This is a genomic window from Flavobacterium sp. 2 (assembly GCF_049949195.1).
Lineage (GTDB): Bacteria > Bacteroidota > Bacteroidia > Flavobacteriales > Flavobacteriaceae > Flavobacterium.
On record NZ_CP188206.1, the window covers coordinates 916,102 to 935,846 of the forward strand.

Genomic DNA, 19,745 nt, shown 5'->3' on the forward strand with positions numbered 1-19,745 from the left:
AATTAAAACGCTGCCTGGAACAAATTGAGAAACCAAGTCAATTATCTTATAAAACATAATAGGCATTTTTATCTGCCTTTTTAGGTACTTCATTTAAATCAAATTCTTTCAGAATATCAAATTCACTTTGGTATTCGTTCAGCATTTGCTTAATATTTTTTTCAATTGTATTTGCAATTGCAGTTACCGGAGTATCTGTAGGCCTGTTTTCAAACGGATCCTGCAAATGAATTGCCATTCTTTCTATCAAAAAGAACGCCGCGCCGATTGCTGTAATCAACGGAATTGCAAACCAGCTTAATACACTCGTTAATCCAAACGGCAATAACAGAATAAATAAACACAGAGTCAATCTGATGTACATGCTATAAGTAGTCGGAAAAATCGTATTTTTAATTCTTTCGCATTTTCCCATGTGATCACATAATCGCGATAAAGTATTGTCGATTTCAACTTGCTGGTATGTATTAAATCGCTTATCATTTTTAGCATTTCGCAAATCTCTTCCGTGCAACATTAAAATCGCATTCGGAATGTTTTGATGATTTTTGATGTATCTAATTTCTTCATCACTCATCAAACCTTCTAGCGGTTTTACGGCATCTTTATTTCGAAGCGCCTGCCCTAAACTATAACACCAAGCAATTTGTCTTTTTGCAAAATTTTCCTTGAATTCGCTTGCTTCAACAGAAAAATCAGGATCTTTATAAAATGTCAAAACCTGACGAATCAATGTTCTGGAATCATTTACAATTGCACCCCATACAATTCGGGCTTCCCACCATCTGTCATATGCCTGATTTGATTTAAAAGCCAACAATAATGATATAATTGTTCCAATCATTGTTGGAATTGCAATAGGAATATCTACGGGCAAATTGATAAAATAGTAATGAAAAATCTCGAATAAAATCGTGTACGCTAACACAAGTACAATTTCTACTTTAATTTTCCCGAGAACGTACTTCATTGGTATTCTTTTCTTTAATAACATATTTTCGGTTTTAAATTAATGTTTTCTTCTTTTTAGTGATTAGTAATTAGTCCTTAGTGATTAGTCTTTTAGTTGAATAAACAATCTTAAAAGTTATGTTTTATAGCTATTCACTAATTACTAAGAGCTAATCACTTTTTACGCCATCTCTTCGTACAATGAAAGAACTGGAAGTCCAAGTTTTTCATTGATGTTTTCTTTTTTCTTTTTTTTGAATTTGATTTTCTCGCCTTTTCGCGTTTCAACTAACAAATCGATTTCATATTTCGAAATTGCTTCAGATAAATACGGAGCAAGATTTTCGTAATCATCATCAATTTTAGAAGTCTGACTTACAATTTCATATGAGAAATTCTCATTTAAAAATTGCTGTACATCTTTAACATGCATATTGGCTCTGCCATTTTCAATATAAAGTGCTTTTGTGAAATCTTCTTTTAAGTTCTCATTTCCTAAATGCAGAATTGGACATTTTTGATTTCCAGCCAATTGAATCAAATATTGATGAATACGTTTTGTTTCCTGTTTATAAGAATTTGTCAAAATCACCAATTTAACTGAGAAATGCTCAATAACGCGTTTGAAAATTGGCGATGAAAGTCCGTATTGGTTGTGTACTTTTATTTTGCAGTTTGGCGTATGCTCTACTATATATCTGCAAGTTTCCAAAACTTCTTCCTGACTGATGGTAAGTCCAGTTTTCATTTCACGCAAATAAAATGAAGAAGAAAATGAATCCGGAGTTTCGGCAACCATTAATAAAATGATTTCACAAGCCGAATCTTTGCTTTGATTTACGGCAGATTTTACTGCGCAAATTGTATCATTTTTTAAAGTAGTGGGTATAAGGATATTTTTCATAAGTATAATCTTTTAGTTTATACTTACAAAATAACTCCCTGTAAATTAGAAGGGTATTAATCTTAAATTAGAATTTTCTAAGATTCAACATTAGAATTTTTAATGTTGTTTTTCTTGATTTTTGATTTATTGAAAATAATGGTAACGATTGTTCCTTTATTTTGTTCAGATTGCACTTGAATTTCGCCATCGTGCATGCGAATTATTTTAGATGCCAAAGGAAGTCCTAAACCATAACCAATATATTTAGTTGCAATTTTTCCTCTGAAAAAAGGCTCATATAAATGTGGAATATCTTCTGGAGGAATTCCGATTCCGATATCATTGATTGCAATTTTAATCGATTCCTTATTAGCCGAAAGCGTTACAAAAACTTCATTATTATCAGAATATTTTACACCGTTGGTAATAATATTGTTGATTGCCAATTCTAAAAGTGGTTTGTTGCACGGAATTAAAAGCAAATTAGAATCTTTTGGCGCAAAGTTAAGTTTGATGCTCACGCGGTTGTCTGGATAAATTTTATCCAAATCAGATTTTACATCCAATAAGAGTTCATCAATTCTTGCAATATCCAAAACCTGTTTTTTCCCATCGTAACCTGTTTGAGTCAGTTTCAGCAAACTTTCGGTCAAATTTCCTAATCTTGATGCTTGACTATAAATATTTTGCAGAGATTCAATATACTCAGAAACCTGACGCTCTTTTAAAAGCATAATTTCCGACTCGGCAATAATAGTCGTAATTGGGGTTTTTAATTCGTGTGAAGCATTATTTATGAAATTGGCCTGAATTTCAAACGAAGTTTCCAATCGATCTAACATATCATTAAAAGTATGTGTCAGATCTGAAATTTCATCTGAATTTTTGACTTCTGGCAATCTATTATGAAGATTTGACGCACTGATTCGGTTTACTTCTTTTGTAATTCTCGCTACAGGATCAATAACTCTTTTTGCTAAAAAACGACCTAAAAAGAAAGCCAAAAGCACAAATCCGATACCACCAAAAAGCAATATTTTTATAATATAAATACTCGTTGTTTTTCCTCTTCGATCTCTTGCACCAACAATAACAATGTATTTTTGATTGTCCTCAGTAAAAACCTGACCTAAATAATACTTGCTGTTGATTTCAAAATAATCTTTTCCGGTATTTAGAATATTGGTATAAAACTCGTTAGGTAAATTCAGTTTTGTATTGTAATCAAAACTATTGGCACTGTTTATTTTAAGAACATATTCTTCTTCTTCAATAAGTTCTTCCAGCCCATTTTTTTTTAGATTGCTGTAGTATTTTATTTTTTCGGGATCTTTTTGAAAATGAATCGAAGCTACTATTTTAGCACGGTCTTCCAACCTTTTTAAAAAGTGATAACGGTTATTTTCTCTAAATAAAACAAAAACAATGATGCATAACAATAACGTACTAAAGGTCGATAAAGCTACATAATTGAACGTAATTTTTTTTCTTATATCCATCTTATAGCTGTATAACATAACCTAAACCTTTCATAGTATGAATCAGTTTGATTTTATAAGGTTTATCAATTTTCTTTCGCAAATAATTGATATAAACGTCTACAACATTTGTGTTCATATCAAAATTAATATCCCAGACATTATCCAGAATTTGATCACGAGAAACAATTCTGCCGGCATTTCTGGCTAAATAATACAATAATTTAAACTCTTTAGCGGTCAAAACAATTGCTTCTCCATCTCTTTTTACAGATTTGGCTTTTCCGTCAATTTCTAAATCACCAATTATGATTTTATCGATTCTTTCTGTATCCTGATTTGCTCTTCTATGTAAAGCATTTACTCTAGCATCGAGTTCGCCAAATTTAAAAGGCTTTACAAGATAATCATCTGCACCTGCATTTAGTCCTGTAACAATGTTTTCAGAAGTTCCTAAGGCCGTCAAAAGCAAAATTGGTACAAAATTTTTGATGGCTCGTAGTCTTCTGCAAATTTCGATTCCGTTAATATCCGGAAGCATTACATCTAAAACTACAACGTCGAAATGGTAATTGTGAATCATTTCCATAGCTGTTTTGCCATCGAGTGCCACACTTACTTCGTTATTGTTTTCCGCAAATCCTTTTCGTAAAATCGACAAAAGATTTGGTTCGTCTTCGACTATTAGTAACTTCATCTAAATTTGGATATACAACAAAAATAGGGATTGACATTAAAAATGTAAATCAGAATAGTTAAAAATTATGATTTATTTATGAACAGGAACTTTATGCTTTTACTTGAACTGCTTTGGAAAATGGGACATAGATGACACAGATTTAAACCGATGGAAACGGATTCTTATATTGATACCAGTGAAAATCTGTCCAATCCGCGTCATCTGTGTGCTTTATAAAGTTATTGGCCGTCAAAGCTGACAGTCCAGAAAATTACTAGAAAGTTTCGCCTGCATTCAAATAAAAACCTTTTGAATTATTTCCCCAGGCCAAATCAGCAATAAGATTGGTTCTTGTTGCTTTGTCTATTAAAATACGAAGTCCGAAACCAAAAGCCGGCTGTACGTATTCAAAAAGCTTTGTATTGGTATCTGGATTGCTTGTTGTTACGAAGTTTGTAAAAACAGTACCGCTGAACATTTGATTACAGGTAATTGGAAATCTGAATTCGGTTGCCAGGTAAACCAAATTTGTTCCTCTAAATAATCCCTGTGTATAGCCCTCCCCACTTCGGCTGCGTTGATCCCAACCAATTGCTGGCAAATTCAAATACGGAACTTTTCCTTTAGTAACAAATTGTCCATATGTCCAAAGTGCCAAAATGTATCTTTTATCTTTTTGCGAAACCGGAATAAAGTTTCGGTACTCAGCATACAAAACATTACTTACTTCTTGATTATCAAACAAAACTGGATTAAAACGGTAATTAATATTGGCAAACCATCCGTGACTTGCATTTACTTGGTTATCTCTTGAATCATAAACCAAATTAAGACTCATTCCGTTCAAAAAATATTCTTTATCATTAAATCCGTATTGTTGGCTATAATTATAGTGATAAGTCAAATTTCCGTTGGCAACATCAAGATATTTATCAACAATACTGGAATACCAATCGATATTGATACCGCCACCAACATAAAAATTTGGTCGAACCTGAAAAGAAACGGATTGATGAAATTTGAAATAATTATAATCCATTGGTTCGGCAATAGAATCAATGCTGAAACCCGGTTCCTGATTTCGCCGAGGTGGAATAATATTGGTTCCTAAGCCATAGTTTGGCTGCGAAAATATATATAACCGATAATCGCCACTCAAGAATATCTTGTTGTTTTTCAGCAAAATATTGTTCTTTACATTGACAAGCCATTGCTTTTTTGTGGTATACGTTATTCCAACATTTGCAATAGAATATTTATCTGCTTTTTCTTTCCCTTTAAAAGTATATTGCGCCACCGCACCATAAAAAAATCCAGTTGCAGGCTGAGAACCAATTGCCGGAATTATTAGAAAAAAACTATTCTTTATGGGCTTTACAACATAAACAGAATCCTTTTTTTTGAAGATTTCTAATATTGTTTTAGGAGGACAAATCTTTGAACTGTCTATTTCGGTTTGAGCATTCAAATTAAATTGAATGAAAAAGAGCAACCATAAGATTTTAAATTTATTCTGAAAATAATTATTTTTTAAAAATTTTACCATGTGAAAGTTTTAATTTTTTGAAGCAATAATCAATTCACATGTAAATATATAGCTTATTTTCAACATATTAGAACAACATCTCAACAAAATTGAAATAAAAAAAAGCCGTCAGATAAATGACGGCTTGTGATGATATTTTTTATAACAAATCTATTTTGTGATAAATTTTGGATGGATCAAATTTTCTAGCGAATAGATTTCATCCCACTTTTCCTGTGTAATAAGCTTTCTTTCAAGAACAGCAATTTGATGTACACTTTTATTTGTTTTTAAAGCTTCTCCGGCAATACTAGCACTTTCTTCATAGCCAATAATTGGGTTTAATTGTGTTACAATTCCAATGCTGTTCATTACCATATTATAACAATGATCCACGTTTGCAGTAATTCCGTTTATACATTTATCGATTAAAGTCTGGATTGCATTTGAAAGATAGTCCAGCGAAGTAAACATTGCAAAAGCAATAACGGGTTCCATAACATTCAATTGTAATTGTCCCGCTTCTGCCGCCATAGTAACCGTTAAATCCTGACCAATAACATAAAAACAAGTCTGATTTACAACTTCTGGAATTACAGGATTTACCTTTCCTGGCATAATTGATGAACCTGGTTGACGCGCCGGAAGATTAATTTCATTTAAACCGGTTCTTGGCCCAGAACTCAACAATCTCAAGTCATTACAAATTTTCGAAATCTTAACGGCAGAACGTTTTAAAGTTCCCATAATTTGAACATAAGCGCCTGTATCAACTGTAGCTTCAATTAAATCAGGTGAAAGCGTTAACGGAATTCCGACTTCCTCAGCCAAATATTTTACACAAATTTCCGGATAACCTTCAGGAGCATTTACTTTTGTTCCAATGGCTGTTGCACCCATATTGATTTCCAAAAGTAATTCCTGAGCATTTTTCAAGCGCTGAATATCTTCGCCAATTGTTGTGGCATAAGCTTTAAATTCCTGTCCTAAAGTCATCGGAACAGCATCTTGTAACTGTGTTCTTCCCATTTTTAAAACTTCTTTGAACTCCTCGCCTTTTTTAGCAAAAGCGATTTCTAAACCTGCCAAAGTTTTAATAAAACTATCCATTTTCAAATACAAAGCAATTCTAAACGCCGATGGATAAGCGTCGTTTGTAGATTGTGAACAGTTTACATGATTATTTGGATGCAGAAAATTATATTCGCCTTTTTTGTGACCAAGATATTCCAATCCGATGTTTGCAATTACTTCATTAGCATTCATATTTACAGAAGTTCCTGCTCCGCCCTGAATTAAATCGCTTACAAATTCTTTATCAAATTTACCCGAAATTACCTGATCACTTCCATAACAAATTGCTTCAGCAATTTTAGGATCAATTGCACTGCAATCTTTATTGGCCAAAGCTGCCGCTTTTTTTACATAACCTAAAGCTTTAATAAATAATGGTTCTTTTGAAATTGGAATTCCGGTAATATTGAAATTTTCTACCGCTCTAAAAGTTTGGATTCCGTAATATAAATGATTGGGAATTTCTAATTCGCCTAAAAAATCATGCTCTTTTCTTGTTGCTTCCATATAATAAAATTGATATGTTTTATCTTAAAAAAATAAGTGTAAAGCTACATTATTTTTACGCGAAAGCAGATAGGTTTTTAAAATGTTTTATGATTTTAAACCGAATATTTTGCCACAAATTATTACCTTTTCAGCCTCAAATAATTATCGAAAAAGAGTTGAAAAAAGAAAGCGAATATTTTCTTGACAAAGAATACAATGCAATTATTTACGCTAAAGATGACTTAAATTTTAAGGATTTTGAATGTTGCGTTTTTAATAATTGTAATTTTTCTGCCTGTAATTTTCTCGCTGTTACTTTTATTGACTGCGTTTTTAATGATTGTATTTTCAGCGAAGCCAAGATTAATTATGTTGCTTTCAGAACAGCAAGATTTAACCGTTGCGAAATTAAGGAAGTAAATTTTGCGATGTGTGATAAATTGATTTTTGAAATCGAATTTAACGACTGTATTTTGGATTTTTCGAAATTTTACACTTTAAAACTAAAAGGAACTTTTTTTACCAATTGCAGTTTGATAGCCGTAGATTTTATGGCCACAGATCTTACAAATGTCGTTTTCTATAACTGCGATTTATATCGCTCAGAATTCGACAAAGCCATCGCCAACAAAACCGATTTTAAAACGAGTTATAATTATACTATTGATCCATCGAAAACTAAACTGAAGAAAGCTGTTTTTTCTTTGAAAGAAGTGAAAGGATTATTGTTTAAGCATGATGTGATTGTTACGTAGTAACAGAACGCGGATAAAGCGGATTCGCTATCGCGAAGACACTGATTTGACGGATTTAATATTTTAATTATGATAGAAAAAATCAGTTTTTATCTGCGTTTTCGCGATAGCGAATCCGTTTTATCAGTGTTCAAATATTACTTTTAAAAATTAAATATCCTTCCCCATTACATAATCCTCCATTAAATACCCATTTCCAATTTCGATATCAACCGTTTCTTTAATTTCGAAACCTAATTTTTTATAGAAATTTAAGGCCGTATTGAAACGGTTTACGTTTAGTAAAAGTTCATTGGAATGGTTTTCTGCAGCCATTTTTGCAATTTCTTCAAACACTATTTTACCATAACCTTTTCCTTGCGTTTCTGGCAAAAGATAGATTTTATGTATTTTAGTTATAGCTTCGTTTTTATAATTGTGTTCAATTCCGATAAATCCAATTACAGATTCTGAATCTGAAATTAAATAAAACAGCTGTTCTTTATTCTGAATTTGTCTTGATAACGCTTCATCAGAATAAATTAGATCTAACATATAATCTAATTGTTCTGCGGTTAGAATTTCGCCATAAGTAATTGGCCATGTTATGTGTGCGATTTCTTGAATTTTAGCAATATCATCAACAAATGCTTCGGTAATTTGAATCATATTTATTTTTTAAAAACTTGATTTTCTTGTTCGCTTACGCGGATGAAAGTCGTTCGTTTAGTCAATTCTTTTAATCTTGAGGCTCCTACATAAGTGCAAGTACTTCTAATTCCTCCTAAAATATCCAAAACCGTATAAATTACATCGCCTTTAAACGGAACCTGAACTGTTTTTCCTTCACTAGCTCTATATTCTGCAACACCGCCTGAATGCTTGTCCATTGCGGTTTTGGAACTCATTCCGTAAAATTGTTTGAATTTTTCGCCTTTTACTTCGATTAGTTCACCACCACTTTCTGTGTGACCTGCAAGCATTCCGCCCAACATTACAAAATCGGCTCCGGCTCCAAAAGCTTTGGCTACATCACCTGGAGTTGTACAGCCGCCATCACTTATAATATGGCCGCCTAAACCGTGAGCCGCATCGGCACATTCGATAATTGCAGATAATTGGGGATAACCCACACCTGTTTTTACACGAGTTGTACATACGGAACCAGGACCAATTCCAACTTTTACAATATCAGCTCCAGCCAACAAAAGTTCTTCGGTCATTTCTCCGGTAACTACATTTCCGGCAATAATGATTTTATCTGGATATTGTTTGCGGGTTTTCTTTAAAAACTGCACAAAATGTTCTGAATAACCATTTGCAACATCAATACAAATAAATTTAAGTAAAGGATTTGCGGTAATTATTTTTTCAATTTTGTCAAAATCTTCTTTACCTGTTCCCGTGCTTACAGCAATATAATCGTAAAAATCTGAAGTTACGTTTTGAAGAAAATTATTCCATTCATCTAAAGTATAATGTTTATGAATGGCCGTAAAAAGCTTTTCCTGAGCCAAAACCTGAGCCATTTCAAAAGTTCCTACCGTATCCATATTGGCGGCCATAATTGGAATTCCTGTCCACGTTGAGGTACTGTGCAAAAATTTAAAATTCTGCTCTAATGAAACTTCCGATCTGCTTTTGAGCGTTGATCTTTTTGGTCTAAACATTACATCTTTAAACCCTAGCTTTAGGTCCATTTCTATTCTCATAATCCGAGATTTTGGTTACTCTCAAATGTAAGGAATTTTAGACTTTAGATTGAAGATATTAGATTAACAAAAACTTGAACTTTTGAACAATTGATTTACTTTGCGTGGGCGTGGGCTTCGACTTCGCTCAGCCTGACAAACGTAAAAACTGCGACTGCGATTAAACACTATAAATTATCCGTGAATCGTTTCTCCTTTTCCGTAATTGGTAATAATTGATTCTTCAAATGCCAGCCATTCTCTCCAACGTTTTTCAACGTCAATTCCTGTTCCGTATTTACGAGCGTAAGTAATGAATGTGGTATAATGTCCAGCTTCACTTTCCATTAATTCTCTATAGAAAAGAGCTAATTCTTCGTCTTTGATATTTTCTGAAAGAACCTTAAAACGCTCACAGCTTCTGGCTTCGATCATAGCAGAAAATAACAATCTTTCTACAAGACCAGAAACACGGCTTCCGTCACCGCTTTTTTTCATGTATTGATATAGTTCGTTTACATAATCATCTTTGCGCTCACGTCCTAATTTTAATCCGCGTTTGATGATGATATTGTGAACTTGCTCAAAATGATCGATTTCTTCTTTGGCTAAAGCCAATAAATCTTTCACTAAATCTTGATGTTCAGAATTGTTTGTAATAATTGTAATCGCATTTGTTGCTGCTTTCTGCTCGCACCAAGCGTGATCTGTCAAGATTTCTTCAATGTTTTTCTCAACAATATTTACCCATCTTGGGTCGGTTGGCAATTGTAATCTTAATACGCCCATTTCTTTAATTATGAATTATGAGTTAAAAGTTATGAGTTATAAAAGCAAAAATCGAAAGTCAAAATAAGACTTTTGACTTTCGACTTTAAAAACTTTAAGAATTATATTAATTAATACGCAAAAATCGGTCTTTCGCTCATTAATTCGTTTACTTCTTCAGCAACTTCTTCAATAACGTCTTCGTTCGTATGATCTGCAAGAACTTTATCGATTAAAGCTACGATAGTTTCCATATCTTTTTCAACTAAACCACGAGTTGTGATTGCAGCTGTTCCAACACGAATTCCTGAAGTGATAAATGGAGATTTATCGTCAAACGGAACCATGTTTTTATTTACTGTAATTTCAGCTTTTACTAATGCGTTTTCAGCTTCTTTACCAGAAATATTTTTATTTCTTAAGTCAATAAGCATCATGTGGTTATCAGTTCCGCCAGAGATAATGTTGTAACCTCTTTTTACGAAAGCATCAGCCATTGCAGTTGCATTTTTTTGTAATTGCATTGCATAAGTAAAGAATTCATCTTTAAGCGCTTCACCAAAAGCTACTGCTTTAGCTGCAATAATGTGCATTAATGGTCCACCTTGATTTCCAGGGAAAACAGCTAAATCTAATAATGAAGACATCATTCTGATTTCTCCTTTTGGAGTTGTTAATCCTTGTGGATTTGGGAAATCTTTCCCCATTAAGATTAAACCTCCACGAGGCCCTCTTAATGTTTTGTGAGTTGTTGTAGAAACAATATGACAATGTGGAATTGGATCGCTTAATAATCCTTTTGCAATAAGACCAGCAGGGTGAGAAATATCAGCAAATAAGATTGCTCCTACACTATCAGCAATTTGTCTGAAACGAGCAAAATCCATATCACGAGAATAAGCAGAAGCTCCAGCAATGATTAATTTTGGTTGTTCTTTAGTTGCAATTTCCTGAATTTTATCATAATCTAAACGACCTGTTTCAGCATCTACACCATAAAAAACCGGACGGTATAAACGTCCTGAAAAGTTTACAGGAGAACCGTGTGTCAAGTGACCACCGTGAGATAAATCGAAACCTAAAATAGTATCACCAGGATTCAAACAAGCGTGATAAACAGCTGTATTTGCCTGAGAACCTGAGTGAGGCTGTACGTTTGCATACTCAGCACCAAATAATTCTTTAGCTCTGTCAATTGCAATTTGCTCAATAACGTCAACTACTTCGCAGCCTCCGTAATATCTTTTGCCAGGATAACCTTCAGCATATTTATTCGTTAAAACAGAACCTGCTGCCTGCATTACTTCATCACTTACAAAGTTTTCAGAAGCGATAAGCTCTAGTCCGTGAATTTGTCTTTCTTTTTCCTCTTGGATAAGATCAAAAATTTGTTCGTCGCGTTGCATTTTTTCGTTTTTCGTTAATTTGATGCAAAAATACAAAAAAACGTTTGTCATACAGTTAGATTATGATATATTTGACATGTAATTTTTCAACAAATAATTAACATCTAACATGCCAATAACCGCCAACGATACCAAAAGAAAATCATGGTTAGAAGTACCAGATAATAGCGACTTCCCTATTCAAAATATTCCTTTCGGTGTATTTCTTACTAAAGAAAATGTCGTTACAGTAGGAACAAGAATTGGTGATTTTGCTATAGATTTAGGGGCTTTACAACAGTTAAACTATTTTGAGGGAATAGATTTAACCGATGATATGTTTATGCAGGACACGCTAAATGATTTTATTTCTGACGGAAAAAAAACATGGCGTTTGGTTCGAAATCGTATCGCTGATATTTTCGACGAAACCAATCCACAGCTTAGAGATTCAACAAAAGATCGAGATATTGTTATTTTTAATATCGACGATGTAGAGATGCAATTACCAGTTTTAATTGGTGATTATACCGATTTTTATTCAAGTAAAGAACACGCTACAAACGTAGGTAAAATGTTCCGCGATCCAGAAAATGCTTTATTACCTAACTGGCTTCATATACCAGTTGGATATCATGGAAGAAGTTCTACAATTGTTCCGTCTGGAATTCCGGTTCACCGACCAATGGGACAAACAATGCCCGCTGGCGGCGATTATCCTGTTTTTGGGCCTTCTCGTTTGGTAGATTTTGAGCTTGAAACCGCTTTTATTACTACTGATGTAAATATTATGGGAGAAAACATCCCAACGTATGAAGCAGAAGATTATATTTTCGGAATGGTTTTACTAAATGACTGGAGTGCGCGCGATATTCAGAAATGGGAATATGTGCCACTTGGACCATTTTTAGCTAAAAACTTTGCAACTTCAATCTCTCCATGGATTGTGACAATGGATGCTTTAGAGCCTTTTAGAACAAAAGGACCTAAACAAGATCCATCACCGCTTCCTTATTTACAAACAAAAGGAAAAAAAGCTTTTGATATTCATTTAGAAGTTTCAATACAACCTGAAAATCAAGAAGAAACAATCGTTTCGAAATCAAATTTCAAATACTTATACTGGTCAATGGCACAGCAATTAGCGCATCATACTTCTAACGGATGCCGTGTAAATTCTGGTGACATGATGGGTTCAGGGACTATTTCTGGTCCAACTCCAGATAGTTTTGGTTCTATGCTGGAATTAACTTGGGGCGGCAAAAATCCGTTAAAATTAAAAGATGGTAGCGAACGTAAGTTTATTGAAGATAATGATACTGTGATTATTCGTGGTTTCTGCGAAAGCAATGAAGTGAGAATTGGTTTTGGAGAAGTTTCAAGTCAATTATTACCTCCTTTCATCAGACAATGAAGAGCCGATAAGGAATCTGAAGAGATATAGAAAACAAAAAAACCTTGGTTATCGCCAAGGTTTTTTTATGCTTTATTTTGCCACAGATTAAAAGATTAAAATGATTCTCTAATCTGTGAAAATCATTTAATCTGTGGCTAATATTTTTTAAGCAGGAATCTGCTGGCTTAAACAATGCAAAGTTCCGAAGCCCCAGATGAAATCAATACAGCTAATTCCGATTACTTCTCTGTCAGGGAAACATTCTGATAATATATTTAAAGCTACTCGATCATTACTGTCATTGAATGTTGGAACTAAAACGCAATTATTCAGAATCAAGAAATTAGCATAACTTGCCGGTAATCTTAAATCTTCAAAATCAACACGTTTTGGCATTGGCAATGCTACAATTACTGGAGATTTTCCGTTTTCTAATTTTGCGTTTTGAAGACGTTTCAAATTATCTTGCAAAGGTTTGTAATTTGAATCATTTTTATCCGTTTCTACAATGGTTACGATTGTATCTTCATTTACAAATCGGCATAAATCATCGATGTGTCCGTGCGTGTCATCACCTTCGATTCCATCTCCTAACCAAATCACATTGGTAACTCCAAGATATTCTTTAAAAACAGCTTCGTAATCTTCTTTGGTAAAACCTTGATTTCTAACCTGAATTGTAGGATGCATTAAACATTCTTCAGAAGTCAGCAAAGTTCCTTTTCCGTTTACGTCGATTGCACCACCTTCAACAATTACAGGTTTTCCTTTGTACATAACTTGCGTTAGCGGAACCTCAATAAAATCAGCTACTTTTCCGGGAACGAATTTATCTAATTGATAATTTTTATATTTTGCCCAACCATTAAAATTGAAATTAAGCGCTTCTCTTTTAGAGCCATTTTTCACAATAATTGGCCCCGAATCGCGCATCCAGCTTCTGTTTGTTTTATGAATAATAAAAGAAATGTTTTTGATGTTAACACGAGCTCTTTCAAGCATATCGGCAACTTTTTCTTTCAGTTTTTCATCGGCTACGACCAAAAAAACGGTTTCAAAAGTGGCTACTTTTTTTATAAATTCTACAAAAGCCCATTGAACAGCTTCATATTTTCCCGGCCAATCGTTGCCATTATGCGGAAAACACAATACTATTCCTTGCTGTTTTTCCCATTCTGCTGGAAATCTTCTATTATTTGTTGACATAAAAAAGGTTCTAATTTAGAAAATGCAAAGATAAGCATTCGTTAGGACTATAAAACATTTGATTGAAATTCGTGCTTAATTTCACAAAGAATATCCTGCAAAAATTAAGTTAAAGATTAAATAATGAAGGCTTAATATTTGGCAGAAATCATGGAATTACATTTGCGAAACTAAAAACTAATAAAAAATGAAAAAATTAACTATCTCATTATTAACAGTAATGCTTATTATGACAAGCTGTAATAATGATGAAAATTCTAACAACGAACCAGAAGTTGTTGTAAACGAAAATCCGGGAACTTTTAAAGAAATTGGTTCTATTACTATTGGAGGTGAAGCTGCGGCCGAAATTTCAGCTTATTGTGAAAAAACTAAAAGACTTTTCACTGTAAACAACAGTGGTACAAATCAAATTGATGTTATCGATATTTCTGATCCTACAAAACCAGTAAAAATTGGAAAAATTGATTTAGCCGCTTACGAAGGCGCATCAAACAGCGTTTCTGTTTTTGATGGAAAACTGGCAGTTGCTTTAGAATCAACTGTAAACAAACAAGGAAATGGAAAAGTTGTTGTTTTCAACACATCAGATTACAGCTTAATCAAACAAGTTACTGTTGGCGCTTTGCCAGATATGATTACTTTTTCTCCTGATGGAAAATACATCATGACAGCCAATGAAGGCGAGCCAAACACTGATTATTCACAAGATCCTAACGGAACAATTTCTATTATAGAAACAAGTACATACAATGTTACAACACTTGATTTTGCTTCATTTGCTGGTCAAGCAACAACATTAGCAAAAGACGGATTTAGAATTTCAAAAGTTGCTAAAAGCTTTGCTCAGGATATTGAACCAGAATACATTACTATTTCAGATGATTCTAAAACAGCTTGGGTAACTTTACAAGAAAATAATGGTGTTGCAAAAGTTGATTTAACTTCTAAAACAATTACAGCAATTTATCCTTTAGGTTTAAAAGATTACAATACAGCTGAAAATGCTATTGATGTTAGTGATCTTGACGATAAAATCGCTTTTAATCCGTGGAAAGTAAAAGGAATGTATATGCCAGATGCTATTAGTCATTTCTCTGCTAACAATGTACCTTATTTTGTCACTGCAAATGAAGGAGATGCAAGAGAATATACAGCTAATACCGACATCAAACGTATGAAAAGCTTAAAACTTGATGCTACAGTTTTCCCTGATGCAGCTACTTTAAAACTAGATGCGAATTTAGGAAGATTAAATCTTGTTGCTGATATGGGGGATACCGATGGCGATGGCGATTTAGACGAAATGATAAGTTTTGGTGCAAGATCATTCTCAATCTGGAATGGAAACACTGGAAAAATTGTTTTTGACAGTAAAAATGATGTGGACAAAAAAACCAACGAATTAGGAACGTACGACGATAAAAGAAGTGACGATAAAGGTTCTGAACCAGAAGCTGTTGTTGCAGCAAAAATGGGAAATCAAAACATTTTATTTGTTGGCCTAGAAAGATCTGACGCTTTTATGGTTTATGACGCTACAAATCCTGTTTCTCCGCAATATTTACAAACTGTCAAAACTGGAGATGCACCAGAAGGAATTCTTTTTATTCCGGCTTCAAAAAGCCCAACCAAAAGAAGCTTACTAGTAGTGAGCAGTGAAGGCGACGGAAGTATAAAAATATATCAGCCAGACTTGAAATAGATCTTATTTTGAAAAAGGGAGAAAGGACAAAATTTAAATTTTGTCCTTTTTTATGCTTACATTTTTGATTTCGTTAAGGATTTTACATAATAAAAAGCCAAAACGTGGAAATTATGTAAGAGCAAATAGAACACATTCTAAAACCCACCGCATAATTTTGTCATGAGTTTAAAACAAAAACCAAACTAAAATTTGAATATCATGAAAAAGAAATTATGCTCTCTGTCCTTTTTAATATTCGCGTTTTCAGCAAGCGCACAAAATATGACGACCAATACTACTCCAACTGTTGATCAATCACAATACAACAAATGGTCTATAGAATTAAATGGCGGGGTTAATAAACCAACGCGAACAATGACTCCAGGTTACTCTACCGCAACTTTAAATCCGTTTCACGCTGACTTAGGTGTGAGATACATGTTTAGTCCAAAGTTTGGGGTGAAATTAGATGTTGGATACGACCAATTTACTGAACGTGATGACACGCCGGATTTTGAAAGCAGATACGTAAGAGCAAGCATCCAGGGTGTTGTAAACATTGGACGCGCTTTAAATTTTGAAACCTGGACAAATACTATTGGTGTTTTAGCACATGGAGGTATTGGAGTTTCACAAATTAGCACCGAAACTGGCCCGGGAGGTCAGGATTACATGGGACATGGAATTTTGGGTCTAACCGGACAAGTAAAACTATCAAACAGAGTCGCATTAACTGGTGATCTTACCGGAATTGTAAACGGAAAACAAAACTGGAACTTTGACGGAATGGGAACCACTTCATCTGGTGCATTTGATGGAGTACTACTGAATGCTTCTATTGGTTTGACTTTCTATCTAGGTAAAAATGAAAAACATGCTGACTGGGTTGGTGAAGAAGACAGAATCAGCGAATTGGAAAAAAGAGTTGATTTAGTAGAAACCGGACTTTTAGATACTGATAAAGATGGCGTTGCTGATTTATACGATTTAGAACCAAATAGTATTGCAGGAGTTGCGGTAAACACAAAAGGTCAATCTATTGATACCAATCAAAACGGTGTACCTGATGAGCTAGAAAGTTATTTAGACAAAACTTACGAAAAGAAAGGCGCTGGAAGTGGAAGTCTTACAAACAATACAGTTGAAGAATTGATCAACGGAGGTTACGTAAATGTTTATTTTGACTTTAATTCTTCTAAACCTACAAATGCTTCATTATCCGGAGTTGATTTCTTAGTGAAATATTTGAAAAATAATCCCGGAAAATCAGCTGATATTATAGGTTATGCTGACGAAATTGGAAGCTCAAACTACAATACTGAATTATCAAGAAAAAGAGCTGAAGCTGTGAAAAAAGTAGCAACTAATGCTGGAATTGATGCTTCAAGACTGAATGTAATTGCTAACGGAGAAGATACTTCAGTTAACAAAAACTCTAAAGAAGCGAGACAAATAGTTAGAAGAGTTACTTTCCAAGTGAAATAAATCTTAGTTATATATTTTTCAAAAAGCGGTTTCAATTATGAAACCGCTTTTTTTATTTTCTTAAACAAAAAAAAAGGACAAAATTTACATTTTGTCCTTTTCATATATCAAGATAAATCTAATTATTTATCAATTGCTCTTTTTGTAATATCACCAAAAGCATCAATTCTTCTGTCTCTAAAGAATGGCCAGTTTTGGCGAACATTTTCTTGTAAATCCAAATCAACTTCTGCAATTAAGATTTCTTCTTTATCGTGTGAAGCCTGCGCTAAAATTTCACCTTGTGGTCCAGCAATGAAAGACGCTCCCCAAAATTGAATTCCTTCAGTTCCTTCAAGATATTTTTCAAGTCCAATTCGGTTTGCAGCTGCTACAAAAACTCCGTTTGCTACTGCGTGGCCTTTCATTACGTTCATCCAAGCGCCGTATTGATTTTCACCGTATTGTTCTTTTTCTTTTGGATGCCATCCAATTGCTGTTGGATAGAATAAAACTTCTGCCCCTTTCAAAGCTGTAATACGTGCTGCTTCCGGATACCATTGATCCCAGCAAATTAAAGTTCCAACAGTTCCTTTTTTAGTTTCTATTGCCTGAAATCCTAAATCACCTGGCGTAAAATAGAATTTTTCATAAAAGTGAGGATCATCTGGAATATGCATTTTACGATACAAACCTGCTTCTGTACCGTCTGTATCGATGATATAAGCACTGTTATGATAGATTCCAGCCATTCTTTTTTCGAAGAAAGGAACAATGATTACAACTCCTAATTCTTTTGCCAATTCGCTGAAAGCAATAAAAGAAGTACTGTATAATGGTTCTGCTAATGCAAAATTATCGACATCTTCGCTTTGGCAGAAATAATGACTGCTATATAATTCAGGAAGCAAGATTACCTCTGCACCTTGACTTGCAGCGTCTCTTACCCAACTGATACATTTTTTAAGATTATTTTCAGCAACATCATTCAGATTTAACTGAATTACTGATATTTTATATTTTCTTTTCGGCATGACATAAAATTTAGAGTGCAAAAATAGTAAATTTTGAAAGAATGACAAAGTGAAGAAGTTTCATCTTCAAATCAACAAAGCTTATTTAAAACTACTAAATTCAACTAATTGCAAATTAACTTCCTCGATAAGTCCTTCAACATTATAAAATTCTGTTTTAAAAATAAAACTCAAATGATAAATCATATTTTCCCGCTCTAATTCATACTGAAAATTGATTTTTGAAAATTCATCATTTTGAGTATTCCTATACCATTTATCAAATAATTTTTGCCTGAAATCCTGTTTGAAATCAATACTATCACAAACATAATTCAATACAATATCTGGATTATTTTTAAAATAGTCATTTACAATACTAGTTATTGTAGTTTCAATCAAAGGGTCATTAAAGAACTTTTGATTATTCGCTTCATAAAAATCAATTGAATATAATTTTTCAAAAAAAACATTGTCAAAATTCATTTTATGAAAACTGACAAAATACTGTAAACCATGTTTTGTTGTAAAATAAAAAAGAGGGTATAAACCCTCTTCTAAAATATATTGATACATTAAGAAATATTATTTTTTCTTTAATCTTGCTATAACTTCTTTTCGATGTTCTTCTTTTAAATCAACCATTTTTTTAAGAACAGAAACTGTCTTAGCATTTGGCTTTATGATTATTGTTTTTTCCATAATTGTTTCTGAATCATGGAACAAATGTAAGAAAAAAAATTACATCTATTTCAAATCAATCAAATTACCTTTCAATTTACAAATCGATAATTCTTACATTTTATCAAAAACAAAAAACCATTTCACATCGGTTTAAAATTTAAACTTTTGCAAAATGGCTTTCAACCTAAAAAAATATCAACTAAGAAAGTTGTTATTCGATTACTACTTTTTGAGTTAGGAATTCAGTTTCTGATTTTTTGAATTTGATTTCGATAGTTCCTTTTGCAGTTGCCTTAAATTTGTAAACTGTCTTTTTTGGATCTGGAACTTGCTGTGTGCAAACTCCATCTACTGGATATTTTGCTACAACTTGCAATCCTTTTGCTTCGCCGATTGTTGTTTCAGCAATTTTATCGAATTCTCCACAAGCATTATCTACTAAATAAGTAACATCATAACTCAATTCGTCGTTTACTTTTCCTGTTGCCGGACCTTCAATTTTAGTTACAAATGCTGTTTTTGTTTTAACTGCTGATTCTGCGTTGTCATCGTCGTTGCTGCATGAAATTAATGCATTTGATAAAAATAATACTACTAAAACTGATTTTAATCTAAACCTTTTCATATAAAATAAT

Annotated in this window: 18 protein-coding genes; 4 read left to right on the forward strand and 14 right to left on the reverse strand. The window is 33.3% G+C overall.

Features of this window, described 5'->3' with window-relative positions; genetic code table 11:
* Window positions 1-46: 46 nt before the first annotated feature.
* The 6 genes from ACNFIH_RS03750 to aspA form a co-directional block, all read right to left on the reverse strand.
* Window positions 47-994 (reverse strand): bestrophin family protein, encoded by a 948-nt coding sequence (locus ACNFIH_RS03750; protein WP_035644804.1) that lies wholly within the window; start codon window positions 992-994, stop codon window positions 47-49.
* A 138-nt stretch (window positions 995-1,132) separates the two neighbouring features.
* Entirely contained in the window at window positions 1,133-1,855 is a 723-nt protein-coding gene (locus tag ACNFIH_RS03755) for a hypothetical protein (RefSeq protein ID WP_035644808.1), read from the reverse strand.
* 77 nt (window positions 1,856-1,932) lie between these two features.
* Window positions 1,933-3,336, reverse strand: coding sequence for a HAMP domain-containing sensor histidine kinase (locus ACNFIH_RS03760; RefSeq protein ID WP_426485556.1), 1,404 nt, complete (start codon window positions 3,334-3,336; stop codon window positions 1,933-1,935).
* A gap of 1 nt (window position 3,337) precedes the next feature.
* On the reverse strand, window positions 3,338-4,012 hold the full coding sequence (locus ACNFIH_RS03765) for a response regulator transcription factor (protein WP_426485557.1): 675 nt from the start codon (window positions 4,010-4,012) through the stop codon (window positions 3,338-3,340).
* A 256-nt stretch (window positions 4,013-4,268) separates the two neighbouring features.
* Entirely contained in the window at window positions 4,269-5,540 is a 1,272-nt protein-coding gene (locus ACNFIH_RS03770) for a BamA/TamA family outer membrane protein (protein ID WP_426485558.1), read from the reverse strand.
* 150 nt (window positions 5,541-5,690) lie between these two features.
* Window positions 5,691-7,100, reverse strand: a complete 1,410-nt coding sequence (gene aspA / locus ACNFIH_RS03775; RefSeq protein WP_426485559.1) for an aspartate ammonia-lyase — start codon at window positions 7,098-7,100, stop codon at window positions 5,691-5,693.
* A gap of 158 nt (window positions 7,101-7,258) precedes the next feature.
* On the opposite strand from aspA, the gene ACNFIH_RS03780 reads away from it, so the two are divergent.
* A complete protein-coding gene (locus ACNFIH_RS03780; RefSeq protein WP_426486709.1) occupies window positions 7,259-7,837 on the forward strand; it encodes a pentapeptide repeat-containing protein in 579 nt (192 codons plus the stop codon).
* A 150-nt stretch (window positions 7,838-7,987) separates the two neighbouring features.
* On the opposite strand, the gene ACNFIH_RS03785 is transcribed toward ACNFIH_RS03780, so the two are convergent.
* From ACNFIH_RS03785 to glyA, 4 genes are all read right to left on the reverse strand, one after another.
* Entirely contained in the window at window positions 7,988-8,485 is a 498-nt protein-coding gene (locus tag ACNFIH_RS03785) for an N-acetyltransferase family protein (RefSeq protein ID WP_426485560.1), read from the reverse strand.
* A gap of 2 nt (window positions 8,486-8,487) precedes the next feature.
* On the reverse strand, window positions 8,488-9,528 hold the full coding sequence (locus ACNFIH_RS03790) for a GMP reductase (protein WP_426485561.1): 1,041 nt from the start codon (window positions 9,526-9,528) through the stop codon (window positions 8,488-8,490).
* Between the two features lie 174 nt (window positions 9,529-9,702).
* Entirely contained in the window at window positions 9,703-10,296 is a 594-nt protein-coding gene (locus ACNFIH_RS03795) for a tRNA-(ms[2]io[6]A)-hydroxylase (RefSeq protein ID WP_132079980.1), read from the reverse strand.
* Window positions 10,297-10,406: 110 nt separating this feature from the next.
* Window positions 10,407-11,681, reverse strand: a complete 1,275-nt coding sequence (gene glyA / locus ACNFIH_RS03800) for a serine hydroxymethyltransferase (RefSeq protein ID WP_426486710.1) — start codon at window positions 11,679-11,681, stop codon at window positions 10,407-10,409.
* 109 nt (window positions 11,682-11,790) lie between these two features.
* Between glyA and fahA the strand changes: the two genes are divergently transcribed.
* Entirely contained in the window at window positions 11,791-13,074 is a 1,284-nt protein-coding gene (gene fahA, locus ACNFIH_RS03805; protein WP_426485562.1) for a fumarylacetoacetase, read from the forward strand.
* 147 nt (window positions 13,075-13,221) lie between these two features.
* Here the strand turns inward: fahA and ACNFIH_RS03810 are convergent, their stop codons facing one another.
* Window positions 13,222-14,262 carry an agmatine deiminase family protein gene (locus ACNFIH_RS03810; RefSeq protein ID WP_426485563.1) on the reverse strand — a complete coding sequence of 347 codons (1,041 nt, stop codon included), beginning with the start codon at window positions 14,260-14,262 and terminating at the stop codon, window positions 13,222-13,224.
* Between the two features lie 187 nt (window positions 14,263-14,449).
* Between ACNFIH_RS03810 and ACNFIH_RS03815 the strand changes: the two genes are divergently transcribed.
* Window positions 14,450-15,967 carry a choice-of-anchor I family protein gene (locus ACNFIH_RS03815; RefSeq protein ID WP_426485564.1) on the forward strand — a complete coding sequence of 506 codons (1,518 nt, stop codon included), beginning with the start codon at window positions 14,450-14,452 and terminating at the stop codon, window positions 15,965-15,967.
* Between the two features lie 201 nt (window positions 15,968-16,168).
* Window positions 16,169-17,434 (forward strand): OmpA family protein, encoded by a 1,266-nt coding sequence (locus ACNFIH_RS03820; RefSeq protein WP_426485565.1) that lies wholly within the window; start codon window positions 16,169-16,171, stop codon window positions 17,432-17,434.
* Window positions 17,435-17,556: 122 nt separating this feature from the next.
* Here ACNFIH_RS03820 and ACNFIH_RS03825 read toward each other — a convergent pair whose 3' ends face one another.
* The 3 genes from ACNFIH_RS03825 to ACNFIH_RS03835 all read right to left on the reverse strand — a co-directional run bounded on the left by ACNFIH_RS03825 (window position 17,557) and on the right by ACNFIH_RS03835 (window position 19,735).
* Window positions 17,557-18,447: a carbon-nitrogen hydrolase gene (locus tag ACNFIH_RS03825; protein ID WP_035644835.1), complete on the reverse strand. Its 891-nt coding sequence runs from the start codon at window positions 18,445-18,447 to the stop codon at window positions 17,557-17,559.
* A gap of 81 nt (window positions 18,448-18,528) precedes the next feature.
* Window positions 18,529-18,912 (reverse strand): DUF6169 family protein, encoded by a 384-nt coding sequence (locus ACNFIH_RS03830; RefSeq protein WP_426485566.1) that lies wholly within the window; start codon window positions 18,910-18,912, stop codon window positions 18,529-18,531.
* 409 nt (window positions 18,913-19,321) lie between these two features.
* The gene (locus ACNFIH_RS03835; RefSeq protein WP_426485567.1) at window positions 19,322-19,735 is read right to left on the reverse strand and encodes a hypothetical protein; all 414 of its coding nucleotides are present in this window, start codon (window positions 19,733-19,735) and stop codon (window positions 19,322-19,324) included.
* Window positions 19,736-19,745 lie beyond the last annotated feature (10 nt).